Genomic DNA, 19,376 nt, shown 5'->3' with positions numbered 1-19,376 from the left:
CTCCTTATTCAACATGAACAAATCTATTGGTTATTATTCATCTTGAATCAGATGGTTTTTGATCAACGCCTGTCAACGACTCTTTTTGGCCTCCCCTGCACTTTATAGAGTTCCAGCTCTCCCGGTCCTGTGAAATGGAAGAGCATCTCAAATGTTCCATTGATATATTGCTCACGAAGCTCTGGTTTGAGCCGGAAGAACGCCTTCCTGAATGTCTCCTGGATCCCTTCGGTATCAGTATTTGCAGGATCATTACATTCAAGGCTCACACGGATGACTGTCGAGTCAGTCTCCCTCCCTCCATAGAGGAATGCCTCATATTCGCCGGTGAGATACTGCATGTTGTCGGGCTGAAAGACTCCCCGTTCGATATCGACACGGTTGAAGGATCGATCTTCAACAAAGAACCGCTCACCCTCCCGCTCAGGGGTCTTGATCCGAAGCGATGTCCTTCCGCAGGCGCACCGATCCCTTGAGACGACTGCGGTTGCATCCTCGGTATCATAGTTGATCAGGAGTGTGCCGCACCGTTCTCCGACAGGAAGGAGTTTTGTCAGGATGATCCTCCCGTACTCGCCATCCGGGACAAACCTGTCCATCCGGGGACTGTAGAGATCCATATGGATGAGATCTTCGGGCACATGGAGGCCCGCCTTTGCCACACATTCCCCGCACATTGTCCCTTCAGTACTCCCATAGGTATTGTAGACTTCACAGTCCCAGAGGTTACTGAGGTACACACGGGATGCCTCGGCAAAACTCTCTCCTCCGACGACAAGCCGCTCGATACCGGACTCTTTTGGATCAATGCCATCTGCCTCAAGCCGCCGGGCAAGCCGGATCAGCTTGAAGACGGATCCGATCACAACAGTCGGCTTGTAGTTCCTGATCATCCGGATTGGAAATGTGCATTTGCCTGCCGGTATGATGGTGGTTCCCGTCCGCCGTGCAGCGAGTGTCATCATGTTCGCCCCGACATTCATCCCGTAACTGGCACAGACGATGACCCGATCCCCTCTTGAGATGCCATATGAACGGAAGATCCGTGCGTACTTCTCCGAATACCGGAGCCAGTCCTGCCAGGTGAGGAAGAATGATTTGGGGTTTCCGGTTGTTCCGCTCGTCTCATGGATTGTATATATCTCATCCATATTTGCAGAGAGAAACTCAAACGAGTCGGTGACCGGCGGCTGGTTGTTTCTGATCGTCTGGCCTGAGATGATCGGGAGTTTCAGCAGATCCTCGTGCTCACGGATCTCCCTGATATCGATGGAATTCTTCTTAAACCACTTTCTGTAAAATGGCGAATGGTCGTGTGCATACTGAATGGTATACCGGACCCGCTCATCGATGACAGCATCAAGGTCATCACGCGGCATCGTCTCGATCGCTTTTCTGAAGTATCCAATGCTGCCCATATGGTGATTCATGCCATGAAAGGCGATAATTGTTCTCATCGGATCCAAAGATTGCGATCACCGATCGTTGATTATTTCAGGAGAGAGATGAGATCAGGTACTTGCATGTCAAAACCCAGAACGCTGACACCTGCCATGCAGCAGGTGGAGGATATGAAGAACCAGTACCCCGGCTGTATCCTCTTTATGCGTATGGGAGACTTTTACGAGACATTTTACGAGGATGCGGAGATCTGTGCCCGTGAACTTGGAATCGTCCTGACTTCAAGGTCAACTGATCCGTCCGGGAAGCCGATTCCGCTGGCGGGCATCCCCTATCATGCAGCTGAAGCCTATATTCCCCGCCTTGTCCGGCGTGGGTACCGGGTTGCGGTCTGTGAACAGATCGAGGATCCCAAAAAGGCAAAAGGGGTGGTGAAGCGGGATGTTGTCTGTGTCCATACACCCGGATGCGCAGTCGATCCCTCGATTGTGGATGCTCCTGATTCCCGGTACCTGATGGCGCTCCTCCCTGACCGGAAGGCCGAATCCTTTGGTATCGCGATCCTTGAGATCACAACCGGCGAGTTTTCCGTCCGCGAGATACCAAAAAACGAAGGAAGCGAGGGGATTGCGTCTGTCATCGAGTCCCAGCGCCCGGCAGAATGCCTGATTCCGGAGAGGACAGATCCGGAGATTCTCCGTCTCCTCGAATCATATTTTGTTCTGGTAACAGATCGTCATCCCGGAGAATTTGATGTGGCAGATGCAAACTCTCTTCTCTGCCGCCATTTTGGTGTGGCAACCCTTGAAGGCTTTGGGATTGTTGAGATGCCGCTTGCAGTCGGAGCAGCAGGTGCTGCCCTCTCCTATGCGATTGCCACCCAGAAGAACGCCCTCCCCCATCTCTCCGGGATCAGGCTCATGCATGCGTCTGACCGCATGATCCTGGATGCTGTCACCCAGAGAAACCTTGAGATCACCCGATCGATTGGGGGGGAACGCTCAAAAGCAACCCTGATTTCAACCCTCGACTCAACAAAGACTCCGATGGGGAGGCGGGCACTCTCCTCTGAGATCACAGCCCCTCTCACCAGCAAACAGGCCATTAATGATCGGCTCGATCTGGTTGCATGGCTCCTTGACTCACCCCTTACCAGAACTGATATTCTTGAGTCTCTCTCCGGATGCGGTGATATTGAACGGATCTCTGGCAGGATTGCAATAGGGAATGCCTCTCCACGTGACCTGATCTCACTGGCTCTTTCTCTTGATGCTGTGAGGGGGATCACCATCTCTCTCAAAGGTGAAATACCCCCCCTGATGGAAGAGCTTGCCGGGGAGATTGGGAGCTTTGATCCGACAATTGCCCTCATCAGATCTGGAATAACTGACGATCCACCCCTTCTTGTCAGGAGCGGGGGTGTCATCCGCAATGGTTATGATCCCGATCTGGATACGCTGAGGGATACGGCAGGATCTGGCAGGGACTGGATCCTCTCGCTCCAGCAGTCCGAACGCGAACGGACAGGGATCAAATCATTGAAGATTGCCTATAACCAGGTCTTTGGGTACTATATCGAGGTGACAAAACCAAACCTCAGCCGTGTTCCACCAGAATATGAGAGGAAACAGACGACAGCGTCTGGTGAGCGGTTCACACTCCCCGCTCTCCGTGAGTATGAACGGACGATCGCGACTGCAGATGAACGGGCACTTGCCCGTGAGGCTGAACTCTACCTCGATCTGATCGGGAAACTCCGTCCGCTGGTACCTGCACTTCAGGCAGCGGCAAGGGCTGTCGGGATGATCGATCTCCTCCTCTCCTTTGCCGATGTAGCCGCCAGAAGAGGATATGTTCGTCCCCTGCTCACTGACAGCTCCTCTATTGTGATCCGGGGCGGGCGGCATCCGGTGGTCGAGGAGAGTGTGCAGTCCGGCTTTGTTCCAAATGATACCGAAATGGATAGTGAAGGCGATCAGGTCCTGATCCTGACCGGTGCCAATATGGCAGGAAAATCGACCTATATGCGGTCGGTTGCCCTCATCTGTATCATGGCACAGTCGGGATCCTTTGTCCCTGCGGATCTCGCTGAGATCGGCCTCCTTGACCGGATATTCACCCGTGTCGGTGCATCAGATGATCTTGCTGGCGGGCAGAGCACCTTCATGGTGGAGATGGTTGAGCTTGCATATATCCTCAGGCATGTAACCGACAGAAGCCTTGTGATCCTGGATGAGATCGGGAGGGGCACAAGCACCGTTGACGGGTACAGCATTGCACGATCCGTTCTTGAGTTCCTCCATGGCAGGCGTTCATCAGGTCCAAAGACCCTCTTTGCCACCCACTTCCACCGGCTTGTCGAAGTGGAGACCGAGTTGAAGCGGGTCAGGAATTACCATTTTGCGGTGCGGGAGACAGATGATGAGATCACGTTTCTCAGAAAGCTGATCCCCGGTGCAACTGATCGGAGCTATGGTATCCATGTCGCCCGCCTTGCCGGAGTGCCCGGGAAGGTACTTGATCGGGCCCGCACCATCCTCCGGGAGACATTAGCCGAAGAGGAGCGGGGTGAGGTGCCCGGAAAACGAAAACCCCGGTACACACAACTTCTCCTGATGGATTCCGGTTCAGTTGAGAAACAGAATCATCCGGTAATCTCAGAGCTTTCGTCCCTTGATATCGACACGATGAGCCCGATCGAAGCATTGAACACGTTAGCAGAACTGAAGAAGAAGGCTGGTGAGTAAATGGCAGACCCGACAATACATCTCCTTGATGAAGAGACGATCTCCCATATCGCCGCTGGCGAGGTGGTGGAGCGGCCGGCATCTGTTGTGAAGGAGCTTGTTGAGAATGCAATCGATGCAGGTGCAACACGCATCCGTGTCCTTGTGAAGAGCGATAGTGCGGAAATCCGGCGAATAACTGTTATCGATGATGGTAGGGGAATGTCTCCGGAAGATGCACCCCTTGCATTCCGGCAGCATGCAACAAGCAAGATCAAAACTGCCGGGGATCTTGCGGAGATCAGCACTCTTGGATTCCGGGGTGAGGCTCTTGCGAGTATTGCGGCAGTTTCAGAAGTCACACTCACGAGCAGGAGGCGGGATGATATCGCCGGGATCACAATCACACTCTCCGGTGGGATGATCACCGATCTCTCTGAATGTGCCGCCCCACCCGGTACCATGATCGAGGTCAGGAGTCTCTTCTTTAATACTCCTGCACGCAGGAAATTTCTCAGGACTGTCTCAACAGAGCTTGCGCATGTCTTTGACCTGATGGAGCGATCCGCACTTTCTCACCCGGAGATCTCGTTCCAGTTGATGCATCAGGAGAAGGAGAAGTTTGCCACTCCCGGCAGAGGGGATCTGCTGGAGACGATCCAGAGCCTTTTTGGTGGCGATCTCGCACGCACACTTATCACCCTCTCCCCGCTCAGGGGTGAAAACCCGGTTGTGGGATATGTTGCATATCCACTTGGATCACGGACAAACAGGAATCAGATCTATATCTCGGTGAATGGACGGCAGATTGCATCGCCATCCCTTGTACGGGCAATACGGGATGGATTTGGGACGAGCCTTGCAAAAGGCGAATATCCGTTTGCTGTGATCGACTGCCGGATTAACCCCGGGGATGTGGATGTGAATGTGCATCCAACGAAGCGTGAGGTAAAATTCTCATCAGAGCGGCAGGTGATGGATGCGGTGAGGACGACTGTCTGGTCTGCTGTTACGGAGAAGGCACAGGAGCAGCTGATCCACACCCCGGCGGTATTAAAGCCGCTCCCCACTATGAGGGATCAGGTTTCGGACAAGCTGTCTCCGGCGTCTCCAATACAACATGTCGTCTCCGAAGGAGCGGCAACATATGGACGATCTGATCGGCAGCTCCGGGTGACAGAGCCTGCCGGAACGTCTCTCTCTCATCCTGATAAGGGATCGCACCTGCCCCGTCTGCTTGGACAGGTGAACGGGACGTATATTATCGCCATCTCAGATGAAGGGGATCTTATGATCATCGATCAGCATGCAGCCCACGAGAAGATCGCCTTTGATCTCCTCCAGAAGAGGGAGGGAGATGCTTCTGCTTCACAGCAGCTCCTCGTCCCGGTGATGGTACCCCTCTCAAGAAAGGATGCGGCTCTTGTTCTGGATGCAATCGGAGATATCCGGTCGGCAGGCTTTGTGATTGAGGAGTTTGGCGGCGATACCTTTGCGGTGCAGGCGGTGCCAGCCGGACAGTCAAAGCTGGATGATCCCGGCGAGATCGAGTCACTTCTCCTTGAGGTGATCGAGGGCATCCGAGGGCCCGCGAGTGAGCGGAGGTTGCGTGTTTTTAAAACTATTGCATGCAGGGCTGCAATCAAGGGAAATACACCCCTCTCACACGAGCAGATGGAGCGGCTTATACAGCAGCTCTTCTCCGCAGGACCGCCCTATACATGTCCGCATGGAAGGCCGGCTATTGTCAGGTTCGGCTCAGCCGATCTTGAGCACCTCTTCAAGAGGAGATAGGTGATTTCGGACAAATCCATATTACCGACCTCATCATATGATATAGTGTGAGATGGGCTATTCTCGGTGGTGGACTCACTGGAGTCACACTCTCCCGGCTCCTGCATCAGGCAGGGGAAGAGGCAATCGTTCTTGAGAAAGAGGATCGGATCGGCGGTTTATGCCGCTCGGAGTCAGCGGATGGATTTACCTTTGATATCGGCGGTTCACATATCATCTTCTCGCGGAACGAGACTGTACTCTCGTTTATGAATGATCTCCTCTCCTCAAACAAGGCGGAGCGGAAACGGAATACCAAGATCTTCTATAAAGGCCTGATGGTCACCTATCCTTTTGAAAACGGCCTCTATGAACTTCCAAAAGAGGATCTCTTTTACTGTATCAACGAATATATCAGGACGATCATCGCCGCGGAGAAGGCTGAGATCCCGACTCCTCAGAACTTCAGGGACTGGATTCTTGGCACCTTTGGACGAGGCATCGCCGACTGCTACCTGATTCCCTATAACGAGAAGATCTGGAACTATCCGACCGAACAGATGTCCGCACACTGGATGGAGGGCCGGGTGCCCCGGCCGCCTGTAGAAGATATCATCAGATCGGCAATCGGCATCAAAACAGAAGGGTATACCCACCAGTCGGTCTTCAACTACCCGATTCTCGGGGGAATCGAGTCAGTTGTGAAGGCTATCGCTGAGCCGGTGCAGGATTTTATTGTGACCGGCTGTTCTGTCTCCTCTCTTCAGAAAAGGGACGGGCAGTGGGTGATCAGTGATGGAACAACCAAATATTCGGCAGATCGGGTGATATCCACAATCCCGCTCCAGCATCTCCTGCCATGCCTGGGTTCTGTCCCAGCAGAGGTGCAGACAGCCTGCGATGCGCTGAGATATAATTCGCTCATCAGCGTCTGTATCGGGTTTTCCGGTGGTGCGCCACCCCTCTCCTGGGTGTATATCCCGGATGCTGCCATCGGAGACTTCAACAGGATCTCATTCCCCTCAAACTACAGCGACGCTGTTGCCCCGGACGGGCATGCCTCGGTGCTTGCCGAGATCACCTATAATGAAGGAGATCCGATCTCCCGGCTCACCGATGATGAGATCCTTGACGATACTATAAGAAGCCTCAGGCAGATGGGTGTTATCCCGGAAGATGGCACAATCGCCCATGGTTCGGTGTATAGATCCAAATTTGCGTATGTGGTCTATGATCTCGATTATCTGGAGAATATCGCGATTGTCAGATCCTGGCTTTCCGGGCAGGGGATTGATCTCGTCGGGCGGTTCTCTGAATTTGAGTACCTGAATATGGATGGCTGCATCCAGAGCGCCTTTTCTTTTATGGAGCGAAATTAATGAGAGCAAATATCTTTGTTGAGGATATCTTCTTCTTCAAGTACATCGGCTGTTCGACGCTTGCAAAGACATTGTACCGCCAGATTCATGAGAAGCACCCATATGATGTGGCCTGGAACTCCTATCAACCGGATTTTGATGTCGTCCATTACCATAGTTTCGGCCCGATGGCACTGACACACCGCTCATATAGCAAAGGAGTGAAGATCTTAACGGCACACTCCACCCCACGGCTGAATGACGGAAATGTTGCCTTCTCGACGATCATCAATAATCAATACCCAAAGATCTATGGCAAATTTGACCATATCATCGCAATCACGCCCCCAAGCCTCCGTGAGATCGAGGAGATGCTCCCCGATATGCCGACCACCCTCATCCCAAACGGGGTGAACCGTGAGAAATTTATCCCAGATGAGGAGAAGAGACGGCGGTTCCGCAGCTGCCTCCAGGTGGATGATGATACCACCGTTGTCCTGACGGTTGCCCAGGAGACGCCGAGGAAGGGGATCTATGACTTCCTGAAGCTCGCAAAGAAGATGCCTGATGTCACCTTCGTCTGGGTGGGGGGCTATCCATACAGCGTGCTCTCAAAAGATTATGCAAAGATCGAACTGTTGAAGAGGAAGTCCGGGAAGAATGTGAAATTCACCGGTTTTGTTCCTGATATCACAGAGGCATATGCCGGTGCCGATATCTTCCTGCTCCCCTCATATGCGGAGATCATGCCGATGGTGCTCCTCGAGGCGCTTGCAACCGGTGTGCCGGTGGTGGCACGGGATATTCCGGAGTTTCGTGAAGTCTTTGGCGATGCCTCACTCCTCTTTTCTGATATCCACGAAGCGGAAGGTTTCATGAGGGATGAGACGGCTCTTCGGCGTCTCAGAGGTATCTCCCGTTCATTCACAGAGCGCTTTGATATCAATCGAATTGCCGGGGAGCATATGAACACCTACAAGAGGCTTGCGGAGGATGCATGATCTCGGTTATTGTTCCAACCTATAATGAAGAGTCAAATATCGAGGAGTGCTTACAGAGCCTCGCAAACCAGTCAATCCCCCGTTCGGAATACGAGATCATCGTCGTTGACGGAAACTCAAAAGACCGGACACGGGAGATTGCAGAGAAGTATGCGGATCTCGTCTTCATCCAGACAAGAAAAAAGGTCGGAGGCGCACGGAATGACGGTGCAGAGGCATCAAAGGGCGATATCATTGCAACCACCGATGCCGACTGCATCATCCCACGGGACTGGCTTGCCAGAATCGAGGCAGGTTTCTCTGACCCGGAAGTTGTCCAGCTCTATGGGCTGGTTGAGCCGATTGAGCCTGGGATCAGGCACAAGATATCGCTTGCCCTCGCCAATACCTTCTCACGGCTTGGCTACTACACGCATACCCTCTACTACACCCTCGGCTGCAACACGGCATTCAGGCGGGAGGCGTTCTTTGAGGCAGGAATGTACCGCACCATCGATGCCGGAGATGATCTTGAGATCGCACGCCGGATGCGGCAGATCGGCCGCGTGAAGCTGGATGGGAAGCTCAGGGTGAAGTTCTCGATGCGCCGGTACGTGCAGTTTGGGACATTGAAGTCGCTCTATGAGTGGCTCTATATCACCATCAAGGGCGGGGATGACGAGAAGTACCAGTACTCGAAGCGGGAGTATAAGTGAGGTATGGCTCAGGTGGATTGATGAATAATGATCGAAGGTATGCTGCCTCCTTTCATTCACTCAGAGCTTTAATTTCACCTTTTTTGCTTTCATAACCTCGAACAGGTTTGTGTAATCCACACTGAATACCTCACAGATATTTGGAATCTTCACCTTCTTTGTCCCCTCCCCTACTTTCGATTCATTGGTCACGACAGTATATCCTCTCGTCATCGCAGTTGCAATAAGCCATGGATCAGCCTTTTCAAGGAACCTGTATTTATTTTCAGGAGAGAATACTTCGTGGTTTAATACATAATTGGCGATCTTCCTTTGATTGGCTTGAATCTCTAAATCGGTATCGATGAATTGTTTCAATGGAAATATCCTCAACCATGCCTCTAATTGATCGTCATGGTACGAGGATATGATCTCTTCCCGAACCTCCTTAATTGTTAAAAAGGACTGCTCATCTGCCAGTAATGCTAGCCATTCCCAGAATCCTTCTGCAATCTCAAAGGAGTAATACCTGTTTTTAGCTTCAATAAAAATATTGGCATCAAGAAGGTATTTCATGTTAATACCCAAGCCTTCTTGAGAATTCTCTCAGACTGTCAGCACTTTTCACTCCAAGAATCCTGAATGCATCACGATAGAGCATCCGGTTGGCCTGTACTTCGGAGATTACGGCCAGAGCCAGGTTTCTTCCTGTTTTGTATCTTCTGATAATATATGGATCCGGGTGTGCATCTTTCTCTTTGTTTTTCTTCTTCTGAGATTCGAAACGCGCCAACTCCTCAGATAGCATGCTCTCCTTCTCATGATTGCTTATCAGATTCAGTTGAAATGCACGGAATATGCAGACCAGCCTGCTTACTTTCAGCTTAAGCCGGAGGGTATCAATATTTTTTTCAGGAGCAGCTGTATAATCCCAGATAGCCCTTACCTTATCTTCCGGAGTGAGGAAATCCGCAGCAACCTGGTTGCACCACCGCTCCTCAGGAATGGATGGGTTTGTTTCAAGCATATTGTCAAGCACCCCGCTCTTTCCAATCAGAAGATGTGCTATCTCATGCATGAGTGTGAACATCTGTGCGGCTTTTGCATCTCTTCCATTGATGAAGACAAGGGGTGCATACTCATCAGAGAGAACAAATCCGCGAAACTCCTCTGTATCAAGTGGACGATGAGTATTGCTCCTGAGCGTACTATTGACAATAACGGTAATTCCGGCATCCTCTGCATGGTTGATCAGATAGCGAAATGCACTCTCCCAATTCTGGCTGCGATAGTATTCATCATCACTCATGCCCAGAATTCTCTTCATCTCTTCTGCAGCGGATTTTGGACTTTCGAGAATCCCAAATGAATGAATAAACCCAAGGGGCTCTGCATCTTCGGAGAGAAGGTAATCACGATACCACTCCTGTTTCAGCTTTGCATCACGTATCGTTTCAAGTAGTTCAGGACTCGGTTTTCTGATAATTCCCGTTCGATGAGTTCTGAAATCAGGGATTGGTATCGTCTCATCCGGCGGGTTATCTGCAAAGAGCAGGGCATAGGGTAATAAAGAGATTTTTGCAAGGGCTTTGGCTTTTGTTATTGGAATCGGAGTCTCTCCGGCTTCCCAACGATTGATACTATCCGGATGAACCTGTAATCTGGCCGCAAGTTCATCTCGGGACAATCCTGCCCGTTCCCTTGCCCACCGGATCATCTCTCCCTTGATTATGGTATCCATTTTCTGCCCTTTCACCTGGATTTCTTTAATTTCGAAATTACATTTGTTACCGGTTGTGATAATAATTCCTGAGAAAACCAGTTTTTATCCTGATTGGATACTCTCATTTAATGCTCTCTCTTCCTCACTCTTCTCCCGCAACGGGCCTCAATGCATCCTCGGTTTTCATATGGTGTTACCAATATTAATCCTGTGACATGTGGCGGAGATGTAAAACGCATAAATATCCATTTAAATTTGAAAATATTCATTTTAAACCCGTAGAATTCTCAATGACAATCTGGACATAATGTGGACATTTCTGAACATGACATGATGTGAGAACAAAACCAAAAAAATTGTAAATATTCCCTTAAATTAATGTCCGCCGATAAAATGCCTGTAGAATTTTCTAGGTCAATATGGGCATAATGTGGACAAAAAGTCTTCGGTTATTTCCATTGACCAGATTTTGGGACGCTATTTTTGATAAATCTCAATTCATTGCAAACCCCTCCTCCCCATTGTATGCTCTCCCCTTCCTCCTTCTCTCACCCTATCCTCTCCTGCACCCTCCCCCCGATCACCAGATACGCCCCAGCCCTTTTCATCACAACTCCTGCTTCCCTGAGCATCTTCTCTGTCACTGCCCGCCCGGCACTTCTCATGCTGATGATCCGTTCAGCTGCCTTTGGGCCGATCCCCGGCACCCGGATCAGCTCTTCCCGTGTGGCGGAAGAAGGATCAATCCGGACTGATCCCGCAGCATTGATTTTTGGATCTCCCGGCAGGAGCCTCCCCTCTTCGTCAAGGGCGGTAGCGGTTTCATCCGGCGAATAGCCATAGTCCCGCACCAGTGCATCGACTGCATAGAGCCCCTTTAAGCGTGACGGGTTTGCCGGGGCTGCTCCGGCAAGCGGTGTGCCGGGGAGGGGGGTGAGCCCCGAATAGTAGATGCTGGCAGGGGCAAACCTCTGGTATTCACGGTGCATGAAGGAGAGGATCTCGCCGTCTGTTTCATCTGCCGCCCCGACGACGATCTGGGTGGTGTGGCGGCCGGGGGCGGCTTCGGCGACCCAGGCATGCCGCCGCAATAGATCCGACTCATAGTTTTTGACAGACGCGATCTCCGAGAGCCGGTCTTTATCGACTGCTTCGAGATTGATGCTGATCCGGTTGGCGAGCCGGGCCGCCTCATTGATATCTGTTCTGAGGGCGCCCGGCACCACCTTCAGGTGCAGGTATCCGGTAAATCCTCCCTTTCTCATGAGGGTGGCAGCCTCGATCAGGTCGTCCATGCTCTCCCCACAGTCACGCGGAATCCCGGTCGAGAGGAAGAGGCCGGTGATCCGGCTCTCCTTCCAGAGGGAGCAGATAAGGTCAGCGAGCTCCTTTGGGGCAAATGCAGGCGCATTCTCCCTCCGGCAGATCCCGCAGTATGCGCAGTCGAAGCTGCATCTGCCATTGAGCAGCATCTTCAGGTACCCTCCCTTCACCATAGCGGACTCTCTCCTGGAATCTGCCGTTGCCAGATCAAAACAGGATCGTGAGAGGGATGTGAGTTTTCGGAGCTGTTCTGACATTCTATGCAACTTGATTGATGCGATCCGGTAATAACCCCGGCGGGCTGGTGGTGAAAGTGTCCGGGATCAGATCAGAAAAGCTATCATACACTATCCTGAACCGTTAAGAGATTAGTACCATGCCTACGATGAAGATCCGTGGGGGTGACCTTGACCTTGTCGAGTATGAGTTCATGGCATTTGCTCCCGGCGAAGAGATCAGGACATGCGGTCTTGAAGGGACGGTGACTGCCAAGCCACAGGAGGGCACCTTCACCGCGGTAGCCCCTGCCCGGATCCACCTGACCGTCTTTGATATGAACCGGTTTGCACCCGGCCATCCAGGTGGCGGCGGGCTTGGATTTGCACTCAAGCTCTATTGCCGGGCAGAGATCGCCTGCCAGCCTGAAGGAATTGTCATCAACCACCCGCGTGAGGCGATTATCCGCCACTTCCTAATCGCTTTTTCAAAAGCAATCGGCTATACCGGTGGATTCTCGGTTACGGCAACCGATCATGGAAAAGAGCATGTGGGGCTTGGCTCGACAAGCACGCTCCTCACCGTCGTCGGCCATGCGGCAAATGCCGCCCTTGGATGCCCGCTTACGGCAGACCAGATCAGGATGCTTATCGGGAATAACTATGTCGAGGAGACCGACACTGGCGATGTCGTCTATGGATTTGAGACCGGCGTCGGACCGGCCGTCTCCACGCACGGCGGGATCGGCGTGATGGGAGACTGCCTCACCCTTGTCTATCATCATTCCTTTGCAGAGGATAAGAACGTCTATATCGTCATCCCGCCATCCGGTGTCTCCAGTGCAGGCGAACATGAGTTTGATCTCCTGATGACAAAAGCCCGGACCCTCGACTACCGGGACCGCGAACTGAAGTCCTACATGATGCTGATGGACTTAATCCCGGCAGTTGAACGGGGCGACCTGAAGGCAATCGGCGATATCATGTGGGAGATCGAGTTCCGGGGCTCAAAAAGAGCTGAGATTGAACACCACAGCTTCGCCCTCTACGAGTACATGAGCCGCCTCCGCGAAGCCGGGCTTGAGTTTGTCGCAATGAGCTCTGTCGGCCCCGCCGTTGCGATCATAACCGACAGGACTGAAGTGGAGATGCAGGCGATTGTCAGGAAGATCGGCCTTGAGATCGCAGTAACAACCGGGATTGATAACGAGGGTGTGAAGGTGATCCCCCCGGCGTAAGGGGGGGATCCGGATATCATTTTCCCTTTCGTCAGATCGGGAAGAACTGATCGAAAACAAAAACTCCAGTCCGATAGACGAAAATCAAATATACTCCTCAGGAGTACTATCTTTAATCCTATGACTCTGCTAATTCGTCCGGTTATTCAGTTATACGCAGAAAAGGCACGAGCTGCATATGGTGATGCCATTGAAGAGATACTTCTCTTTGGCTCTGTCGCACGGGGGGAAGAACATCCTGATTCTGATATCGACATCCTTGTAATCACTCATGCTGAAAACCGGGAGCTTCGTGAGAAGCTCATCGATCTTGCATTTGATCTCCTCCTTGAGACTGAGGAATACATCTCAGTTAAAGTAATTCCAAGAGCTGAGGTCGATTCACGACACAATTCCCTATTCTTCAGGAACGTTTATGCTGACGCAATCGCGGTGTGAGTGATGATACCGGAAGAAGCTACTGACATTAACGATATGCTGATGAAGTCCCGTCAACGACTCATGGCTGCACGATTGCTCTGTAAGGAAGGACTTTATGAGGATGCTGTGAATCGTGCATACTATGCCATGCATTTATCCGCCTCAGCTTTGCTTGCACGAAAAGGAATTCTGGTTAAGACACATGCCGGATTGATTTCTGCCATTGGACTTCACTATATCCGGAGCGGAGAACTTGCAGTTGAACATGGCAGGGCACTCAACCGGATAGAAGTTCTCAGGGAAGAGGTAGATTATAACATCTGTACCAGTATTTCATTGGACGATGTATCAATCGTTATCTCACAGGCTGACGCATTTATTGATCAGGTAGAACGAATCATTGTAGCAGAGAAAACATAAACACATTTCACTTATACAAATTGTATATGTATGGACAGTCATATCTCAATGTAAATAACCCCCTCAAATCCAGATACCCTCTCCTTATATTCTCCGCCTTCCATCAATTTATCTGGTAGAATAAGAATGCGGATACTGATTCCAACCGACTTTTCAGAGTATGCAGATGCGGCTCTTGGAATGGCTTCTGAAATCCCTGATGTCACCGAGGCGATCATCCTCCATGTGACCGAAGGAAAAGCGAACGGGAAAGTGAAAGGGCAGCTGGAGGAGGCTCGCCTCCTTCTCTCATCCCAGGGTATCACTACCCAAATCAGGATCGTGGAGCAGATCAAAGAACCACTCGATGCGGCGATCAGATCGGTTGCAGAAGAGGATCGGGTCGATTGCATCATCGTCGGTGCACGGGGCAGGGGGAAAGTCGGAAAATTCCTCCTGGGATCAGTATCAGACAACCTACTCCTCAATGTGAGCCGGGATCTCCTGATCATGCAGTATCCCCGTTATGTTAAAAACAGCCAACATCCGGAAATTTTTGATAATCTCCTCATTCCAATTGAACTCTCCAGCATCTCATATGAGATCCTGGCGTTTGTGAAGAGCCTGAATATCAAAGGCCAGATCACGCTCCTTCATGTGACCGATTCCACCGATCATGCTGCTATCCGAAAATTACGGGAAGAGCTGAAGGATGCTGCCGATAGGATCAACGACGGAAGCAGCCGGTATTCCATCTCCCTTCTTGTCCTGCATGGAGAGCGTGTCAAAACGATCCTTTCTGTAGCAGAGACACTTCAGGCAACCATGATACTCCTCTCACGATTTGGGCATCTCGATTATCTGAAGAAGGCGAAGATCGGATCAACCGTTGCCGGTGTTGCAGCACAAGCCGGTGTTCCCGTGTATATCCGCTACCCTGAGTTTACGCTCAGGATGGAGGGGCGTGAGCTGATGGCTTCAGAATTCCCTCTTGCTGAAAAACTCTGGGAGACGTACCATCAACAGAAGGCTGATCCGAAGACAGACCGGGTATTTGGAGCCTTTGCCGAGGGTGTGCTCGTCTCTGTTGCGAGATGCCGCCGCCACCCGGATGGCTTTGAAGTCGACTCCGTCTTCACCCCCGAGGCATACCGGGGGCATGGGTTTGCAAAATATGCGATGGATGCCCTGATCGAATCCTGCAGTGAAGAATGGCTGTACATGCACTCGACAGAGGTGCTTGTCGGCTGGTATGGCAGATATGGCTTTGAGGAGATCCCCGAGGATGCTCTCCCAAAGACGATCCGGGAGCGGTATGCCTTTGCTCTCGGCAACCTTGAAGGATCAGGTGTTGTCCCGATGGTGCGGAAGCCGGGGAGATTATAATCCCCGGATCAACTGGCCAAATTCGGGGAGATAATCCTTCTTTCTGGACATGACACCCTCAAGCCGCACCGGCTGATTCAGGTAACCCAGACGCTGGAGTGTTGTATCATCTGCTGCCGCATAGAGATCTGATCCATTCTCAAAGACGCTCGTAATAAGCACCACAAAGATATCAACCTCCATCAATTTCCGGAGATTTTCGATGGTGGATCGGATCTCCTCTTCATGCTGTCTGGCAAACTCGGATGAAGGGGCCATCACCTGTGAGATTGCGACATCCATCGAATAGAGGCTGTAACGCTTCAGATCCTTCTTCACCAGTTCCTCAATCGAGAAGCTTGAGAGCTCCATCCCCTCCCTGAAGAGCGAGATCCCAAACTCCACCGGATCGATCCCGGTCTTCTCTGCAAGCCAGGCGACCATCTCTTCATCCTTCTTTGTGGTCGTTGACATCTTCAGGCCAAGGGTGTCGGAGAGGATGCCTGCAAGGAGCAGTCCCCCGACTGGTTCAGAGAGATTTCGTTTGCTCTCCTGGTAGATTGAGGCAACGATCGTTGAGGTTGAGCCGACCGGCTCCATAATGAACCGGATCGGCTTTAATGTCGTCATTGCACCGAGCCGGTGGTGGTCGATGATCTCAAGAATTTCGGCATTCTCAATCCCATCCACCGCCTGGCTGTACTCATTATGATCGACAAGGATGACGGATTTCTGAATGTCATAGACAAAGGTGTTCCGTGAGATCATGCCGAGGAGTTTTCCCTCCTCGTCAACGATACAGGCTGTCCTGTACCTGGAGTTCGTTACCAGCTGTTTCACATAATCCAGCCCGTCATCCATGTGGATGATCGGAACATCGGTTGCCATCACCTCGCTTGCAGGCAATGAGAGGTTAATCATCTTGGCAACCCCGAATGCATCGAGCTTTGTTGAGATGACAGAAACTCCCTGTGATTTTGCGGCATTGATCGCCCGCTCTCCTATGGGGGCGCCATCTGCAATGATCAAAAGGGCGATTTTTGCCTGGATGAGGGCAAGCTGTGAAGGCTCGTTATCTCCCACAATGGCGATATCGTTCTGTGTCAGGCGGGAGAGGGTGACATGCAGGGCATCTATTGAGATATAGACATTTCCTTCGAGGAGATCACGGTTCCGTACAACCACTTCAGCCTCAAGGATCCGTGCCAGTGTCTCGATCTTAATCGGGAGGACAGAGAGGGGCTCGATCCGGGTACGGCGGACATATGCCCGTGCCAGTCCGTGTTCTGAGACAAGGCCGACAAATGATCCTTCTGAATCAGTTATCGGAATGTTCCTGACATCCTGCTCCTCCATCATATCGACAACATCGATTGTGGGGAGATCCTTCTGTGCGCTATGGGTGTAGGTGAACGGGATATCAGCAACGGTGGGTTCAACTGACTCAACAAGGGCAGGAGCCTCAACTCCGAAGTGGGAGAGGACATAGGCTGTCTCTGCCATGATCTCACCACATCGTGCAGGGATGTACCTGCCGGGATCCTGCTGGTTCAGATATTCGGAATATCCGATTGCACTACATATGCTGTCAGTATCCGGGTTTTTATGCCCGATCACATAGATTCTGTTTGTCATAGTCTCCCTTCCCCTCTCCCCGGTGAAGCCGGCTCCCTGCTGTATAGGAAATCTGTAGATCCTTTCTCATTAATGGTGATATGTCTTGCCCTGATCGGCAGATCCGGAGCCAGAGGGGAAGCTTTATCTTTATATCCCCTGATATTCTGGCGTGTGGTCTGATGACAGGTGATCTGGCTGATTCTTCAGAAGTAATGAACCATGCTCCATGTACGGTATTTCAGAGTCAGTTTGCAGAGATACAGGACGTGATCAATCTTTATCGTTCACAAAAAAGGGAGAATGTTGCTATCATCGGCCTTCCCTATTCTGGTAAGAGCACCCTGATATCCGCGGTTCATGATGTATATGCGAGTGATGTCTATCTTGTAGAGTATGGATCACAGATAACCAGTAAAAGGGATCTTCTGGATTACCGGTCATCGAAACCGATCTTTCTTATGGACGGCTGCCAGCACCTCTTCTCCCGGCATATCGGGGGTTTTTCGGCACTGGATGATTTCCTCACAGAGGTTGTCACCTCATCCTCCCTCTTCATAACAACCTGGAACCTCTATGCCTGGAATTATCTCCGGAGGATCCGGGAGGTGGAGCGGATCTTCCCCCGGACCATCTTAATCCCCCCTCTCTCGGATACCGGGATGCGCCAATGCATTCTGCAGGAGTATACCGATGCCGAGCTTCAGTTCATCGGCGGAGTGGAGGTGGAGCTCCCGTCAATTGTCCAGATGAGAAAACACGAGGTGCATCTTCCCTTCAAAAAAGAGCCTCTCATGCTCCCGTTTCCGAGCTTCAGTTTTGACAGGCTGGCATTTAGACGGCGCAACCATGAAGAGAAACTCTCTGATGAAGAGATGGTATTTCGCAAGATCACAAGGATGGCTGAGGGCAATCCCGGGATTGGAAAAGCGATCTGGAAGAAGAGCTTCGATTATCCAACGGTGAACCTGAAGGACTACCAGCCGGTCAGGGTCAATGATCCCCTGATCCGAAAGGATGCCTTCATACTCGGAGTGATTGCGATGACGGGTGTCACATCAAAGGAGTATCTGGAGGAGGTTGCCGCTCTCGAATATGATATCAACCCGACACTCTACCGGCTTCAGACACTCGGCATCATCATGGAAACAAATGGCGGATACCAGATCTGTCCCGAGGCGATCCTCGGGGTGCATGATCTTCTTAGAAAACTCAGGATTATCTGGGAGTGATATCTATGGTGGATGGCAGTGCAATTGATCCGGCTCTCCCTCAGGGAAGCCTGGTGAATGGGCCGGTTTCGGATATTTATAATGAAATTCTCCCACTCGTGCTGGATGCAGCTCTGGTTTTCATTGGGGCCTATATCCTCGCCCGGGTTCTCAGCTTCGTTTTACTACGGCTCTCGGAATATTTTGGCCATGCCCGGATAGCGGTACGGATGATCGTCCCTATCCTGAATATCGTCATCTATACAACAGCTATCCTTTACCTCCTGCACCAGATCATCACCCTCGATACAATCGAGCTAGTTGCATTTTCCGGTTTATTTGGTGCTGCAATCGGTTTTGGGCTCAAAGATGTCTTTGCTAATATTATCGGCGGCGTGATCATCGCCTTTGAGAAGCCATTCCGGATCGGAGATCGTATCACGATGGGTGACCAATATGGTGAAGTAGCTGAGATCGGGATGCTCGATACCCGCATCATCACCCCGGATGACAATTATGTCACCATCCCAAACTACAAAATCATTACCCAGAGCGTCGCAAGCGCCAATGCAGGTCTCACCGAAATGATGGTTGTCATAGATATCTACATCGATCATTCAGCGGATATCGATCGTGCCATAAAACTCTTCAGGGATGCCGTTGTCACATCCCGGCATATCTATATCTCTGACACCTGCTCCTACACGATCCTCACTGAAAACCAGCTTCACTCTGTCCGGCTCCGGGCACGTGCCTATGTCTGGGATCTCCGTGATGAGTTCGAATGTAAGGCCGAGATCTCACGGAGAACAAAACGGGCATTCCAGCTGGAAGGAATCCTCCCTCCGAGATTCTATCAGCCGGGAGATCTGCCTGAGGCCTCCTGATGCGGAGGCAGTTACAGGGGAAATAACGAAAAACCTAAAAAAGAGTGG

General features: G+C 51.4%; 16 protein-coding genes. 11 read left to right on the top strand and 5 right to left on the bottom strand.

What is annotated here, in order from left to right; genetic code table 11:
• Positions 1–62: 62 nt before the first annotated feature.
• On the bottom strand, positions 63–1,418 hold the full coding sequence (gene ftsA, locus ACYUBO_RS06985; RefSeq protein WP_460373265.1) for a coenzyme F390 synthetase: 1,356 nt from the start codon (positions 1,416–1,418) through the stop codon (positions 63–65).
• A 105-nt stretch (positions 1,419–1,523) separates the two neighbouring features.
• Here ftsA and mutS point away from each other — a divergent pair, with 105 nt between their 5' ends.
• Genes mutS through ACYUBO_RS06960 form a run of 5 tightly spaced genes read left to right on the top strand, consistent with a single transcriptional unit; the run spans position 1,524 to position 8,954 of the window.
• Positions 1,524–4,148 carry a DNA mismatch repair protein MutS gene (gene mutS, locus ACYUBO_RS06980; protein WP_460373264.1) on the top strand — a complete coding sequence of 875 codons (2,625 nt, stop codon included), beginning with the start codon at positions 1,524–1,526 and terminating at the stop codon, positions 4,146–4,148.
• A complete protein-coding gene (gene mutL, locus ACYUBO_RS06975) occupies positions 4,149–5,921 on the top strand; it encodes a DNA mismatch repair endonuclease MutL (RefSeq protein WP_460373263.1) in 1,773 nt (590 codons plus the stop codon). It begins immediately after the preceding gene.
• A gap of 47 nt (positions 5,922–5,968) precedes the next feature.
• A complete protein-coding gene (locus ACYUBO_RS06970) occupies positions 5,969–7,279 on the top strand; it encodes a protoporphyrinogen/coproporphyrinogen oxidase (RefSeq protein WP_460373262.1) in 1,311 nt (436 codons plus the stop codon).
• Positions 7,279–8,259: a glycosyltransferase family 4 protein gene (locus tag ACYUBO_RS06965; RefSeq protein ID WP_460373261.1), complete on the top strand. Its 981-nt coding sequence runs from the start codon at positions 7,279–7,281 to the stop codon at positions 8,257–8,259. The genes ACYUBO_RS06970 and ACYUBO_RS06965 overlap by 1 nt, the downstream gene beginning before the upstream one ends.
• Positions 8,256–8,954, top strand: coding sequence for a glycosyltransferase family 2 protein (locus tag ACYUBO_RS06960; protein ID WP_460373260.1), 699 nt, complete (start codon positions 8,256–8,258; stop codon positions 8,952–8,954). The genes ACYUBO_RS06965 and ACYUBO_RS06960 overlap by 4 nt, the downstream gene beginning before the upstream one ends.
• Positions 8,955–9,014: 60 nt before the next feature.
• Here the strand turns inward: ACYUBO_RS06960 and ACYUBO_RS06955 are convergent, their stop codons facing one another.
• The 3 genes from ACYUBO_RS06955 to ACYUBO_RS06945 all read right to left on the bottom strand — a co-directional run bounded on the left by ACYUBO_RS06955 (position 9,015) and on the right by ACYUBO_RS06945 (position 12,236).
• On the bottom strand, positions 9,015–9,509 hold the full coding sequence (locus ACYUBO_RS06955; protein WP_460373259.1) for a DUF4411 family protein: 495 nt from the start codon (positions 9,507–9,509) through the stop codon (positions 9,015–9,017).
• A gap of 1 nt (position 9,510) precedes the next feature.
• Positions 9,511–10,674, bottom strand: coding sequence for an ImmA/IrrE family metallo-endopeptidase (locus ACYUBO_RS06950; protein ID WP_460373258.1), 1,164 nt, complete (start codon positions 10,672–10,674; stop codon positions 9,511–9,513).
• A gap of 530 nt (positions 10,675–11,204) precedes the next feature.
• Positions 11,205–12,236, bottom strand: a complete 1,032-nt coding sequence (locus ACYUBO_RS06945; RefSeq protein ID WP_460373257.1) for a radical SAM protein — start codon at positions 12,234–12,236, stop codon at positions 11,205–11,207.
• Between the two features lie 119 nt (positions 12,237–12,355).
• Between ACYUBO_RS06945 and ACYUBO_RS06940 the strand changes: the two genes are divergently transcribed.
• The 4 genes from ACYUBO_RS06940 to ACYUBO_RS06925 all read left to right on the top strand — a co-directional run bounded on the left by ACYUBO_RS06940 (position 12,356) and on the right by ACYUBO_RS06925 (position 15,637).
• Positions 12,356–13,432, top strand: a complete 1,077-nt coding sequence (locus ACYUBO_RS06940) for a GHMP kinase (protein ID WP_460373256.1) — start codon at positions 12,356–12,358, stop codon at positions 13,430–13,432.
• Positions 13,433–13,552: 120 nt separating this feature from the next.
• Positions 13,553–13,870, top strand: coding sequence for a nucleotidyltransferase domain-containing protein (locus ACYUBO_RS06935; protein ID WP_460373255.1), 318 nt, complete (start codon positions 13,553–13,555; stop codon positions 13,868–13,870).
• Positions 13,871–13,873: 3 nt separating this feature from the next.
• Complete coding sequence (locus tag ACYUBO_RS06930) at positions 13,874–14,272, top strand: HEPN domain-containing protein (protein WP_460373254.1); 399 nt, start codon at positions 13,874–13,876, stop codon at positions 14,270–14,272.
• 126 nt (positions 14,273–14,398) lie between these two features.
• On the top strand, positions 14,399–15,637 hold the full coding sequence (locus tag ACYUBO_RS06925) for a GNAT family N-acetyltransferase (protein WP_460373253.1): 1,239 nt from the start codon (positions 14,399–14,401) through the stop codon (positions 15,635–15,637).
• Here the strand turns inward: ACYUBO_RS06925 and ACYUBO_RS06920 are convergent.
• On the bottom strand, positions 15,632–17,251 hold the full coding sequence (locus ACYUBO_RS06920; RefSeq protein WP_460373252.1) for a putative manganese-dependent inorganic diphosphatase: 1,620 nt from the start codon (positions 17,249–17,251) through the stop codon (positions 15,632–15,634). The genes ACYUBO_RS06925 and ACYUBO_RS06920 overlap by 6 nt on opposite strands.
• 161 nt (positions 17,252–17,412) lie before the next feature.
• Between ACYUBO_RS06920 and ACYUBO_RS06915 the strand changes: the two genes are divergently transcribed.
• Together ACYUBO_RS06915 and ACYUBO_RS06910 are read left to right on the top strand one after the other, a co-directional pair.
• Entirely contained in the window at positions 17,413–18,462 is a 1,050-nt protein-coding gene (locus ACYUBO_RS06915) for a hypothetical protein (RefSeq protein WP_460373251.1), read from the top strand.
• 5 nt (positions 18,463–18,467) lie between these two features.
• Positions 18,468–19,328, top strand: a complete 861-nt coding sequence (locus ACYUBO_RS06910) for a mechanosensitive ion channel family protein (RefSeq protein WP_300332214.1) — start codon at positions 18,468–18,470, stop codon at positions 19,326–19,328.
• The last annotated feature ends 48 nt before the right edge of the window (positions 19,329–19,376 follow it).

It is taken from the genome of Methanocalculus sp. MC3 (assembly GCF_054767395.1).
This window is presented reverse-complemented; position numbering and strand designations above follow the sequence as displayed.

Coding starts and splice junctions, on each gene's coding strand:
- ACYUBO_RS06960 (WP_460373260.1), top strand. CDS start 8,256: ATGATCTCGGTTATTGTTCCAACCTATAATGAAGAGTCAAATATCGAG.
- ftsA (WP_460373265.1), bottom strand. CDS start 1,418: ATGGGCAGCATTGGATACTTCAGAAAAGCGATCGAGACGATGCCGCGT.
- ACYUBO_RS06910 (WP_300332214.1), top strand. CDS start 18,468: ATGGTGGATGGCAGTGCAATTGATCCGGCTCTCCCTCAGGGAAGCCTG.
- ACYUBO_RS06940 (WP_460373256.1), top strand. CDS start 12,356: ATGCCTACGATGAAGATCCGTGGGGGTGACCTTGACCTTGTCGAGTAT.
- ACYUBO_RS06915 (WP_460373251.1), top strand. CDS start 17,413: ATGACAGGTGATCTGGCTGATTCTTCAGAAGTAATGAACCATGCTCCA.
- ACYUBO_RS06955 (WP_460373259.1), bottom strand. CDS start 9,509: ATGAAATACCTTCTTGATGCCAATATTTTTATTGAAGCTAAAAACAGG.
- ACYUBO_RS06945 (WP_460373257.1), bottom strand. CDS start 12,236: ATGTCAGAACAGCTCCGAAAACTCACATCCCTCTCACGATCCTGTTTT.
- ACYUBO_RS06935 (WP_460373255.1), top strand. CDS start 13,553: ATGACTCTGCTAATTCGTCCGGTTATTCAGTTATACGCAGAAAAGGCA.
- ACYUBO_RS06965 (WP_460373261.1), top strand. CDS start 7,279: ATGAGAGCAAATATCTTTGTTGAGGATATCTTCTTCTTCAAGTACATC.
- ACYUBO_RS06930 (WP_460373254.1), top strand. CDS start 13,874: ATGATACCGGAAGAAGCTACTGACATTAACGATATGCTGATGAAGTCC.
- mutL (WP_460373263.1), top strand. CDS start 4,149: ATGGCAGACCCGACAATACATCTCCTTGATGAAGAGACGATCTCCCAT.
- ACYUBO_RS06925 (WP_460373253.1), top strand. CDS start 14,399: ATGCGGATACTGATTCCAACCGACTTTTCAGAGTATGCAGATGCGGCT.
- ACYUBO_RS06950 (WP_460373258.1), bottom strand. CDS start 10,674: ATGGATACCATAATCAAGGGAGAGATGATCCGGTGGGCAAGGGAACGG.
- ACYUBO_RS06920 (WP_460373252.1), bottom strand. CDS start 17,251: ATGACAAACAGAATCTATGTGATCGGGCATAAAAACCCGGATACTGAC.
- mutS (WP_460373264.1), top strand. CDS start 1,524: ATGTCAAAACCCAGAACGCTGACACCTGCCATGCAGCAGGTGGAGGAT.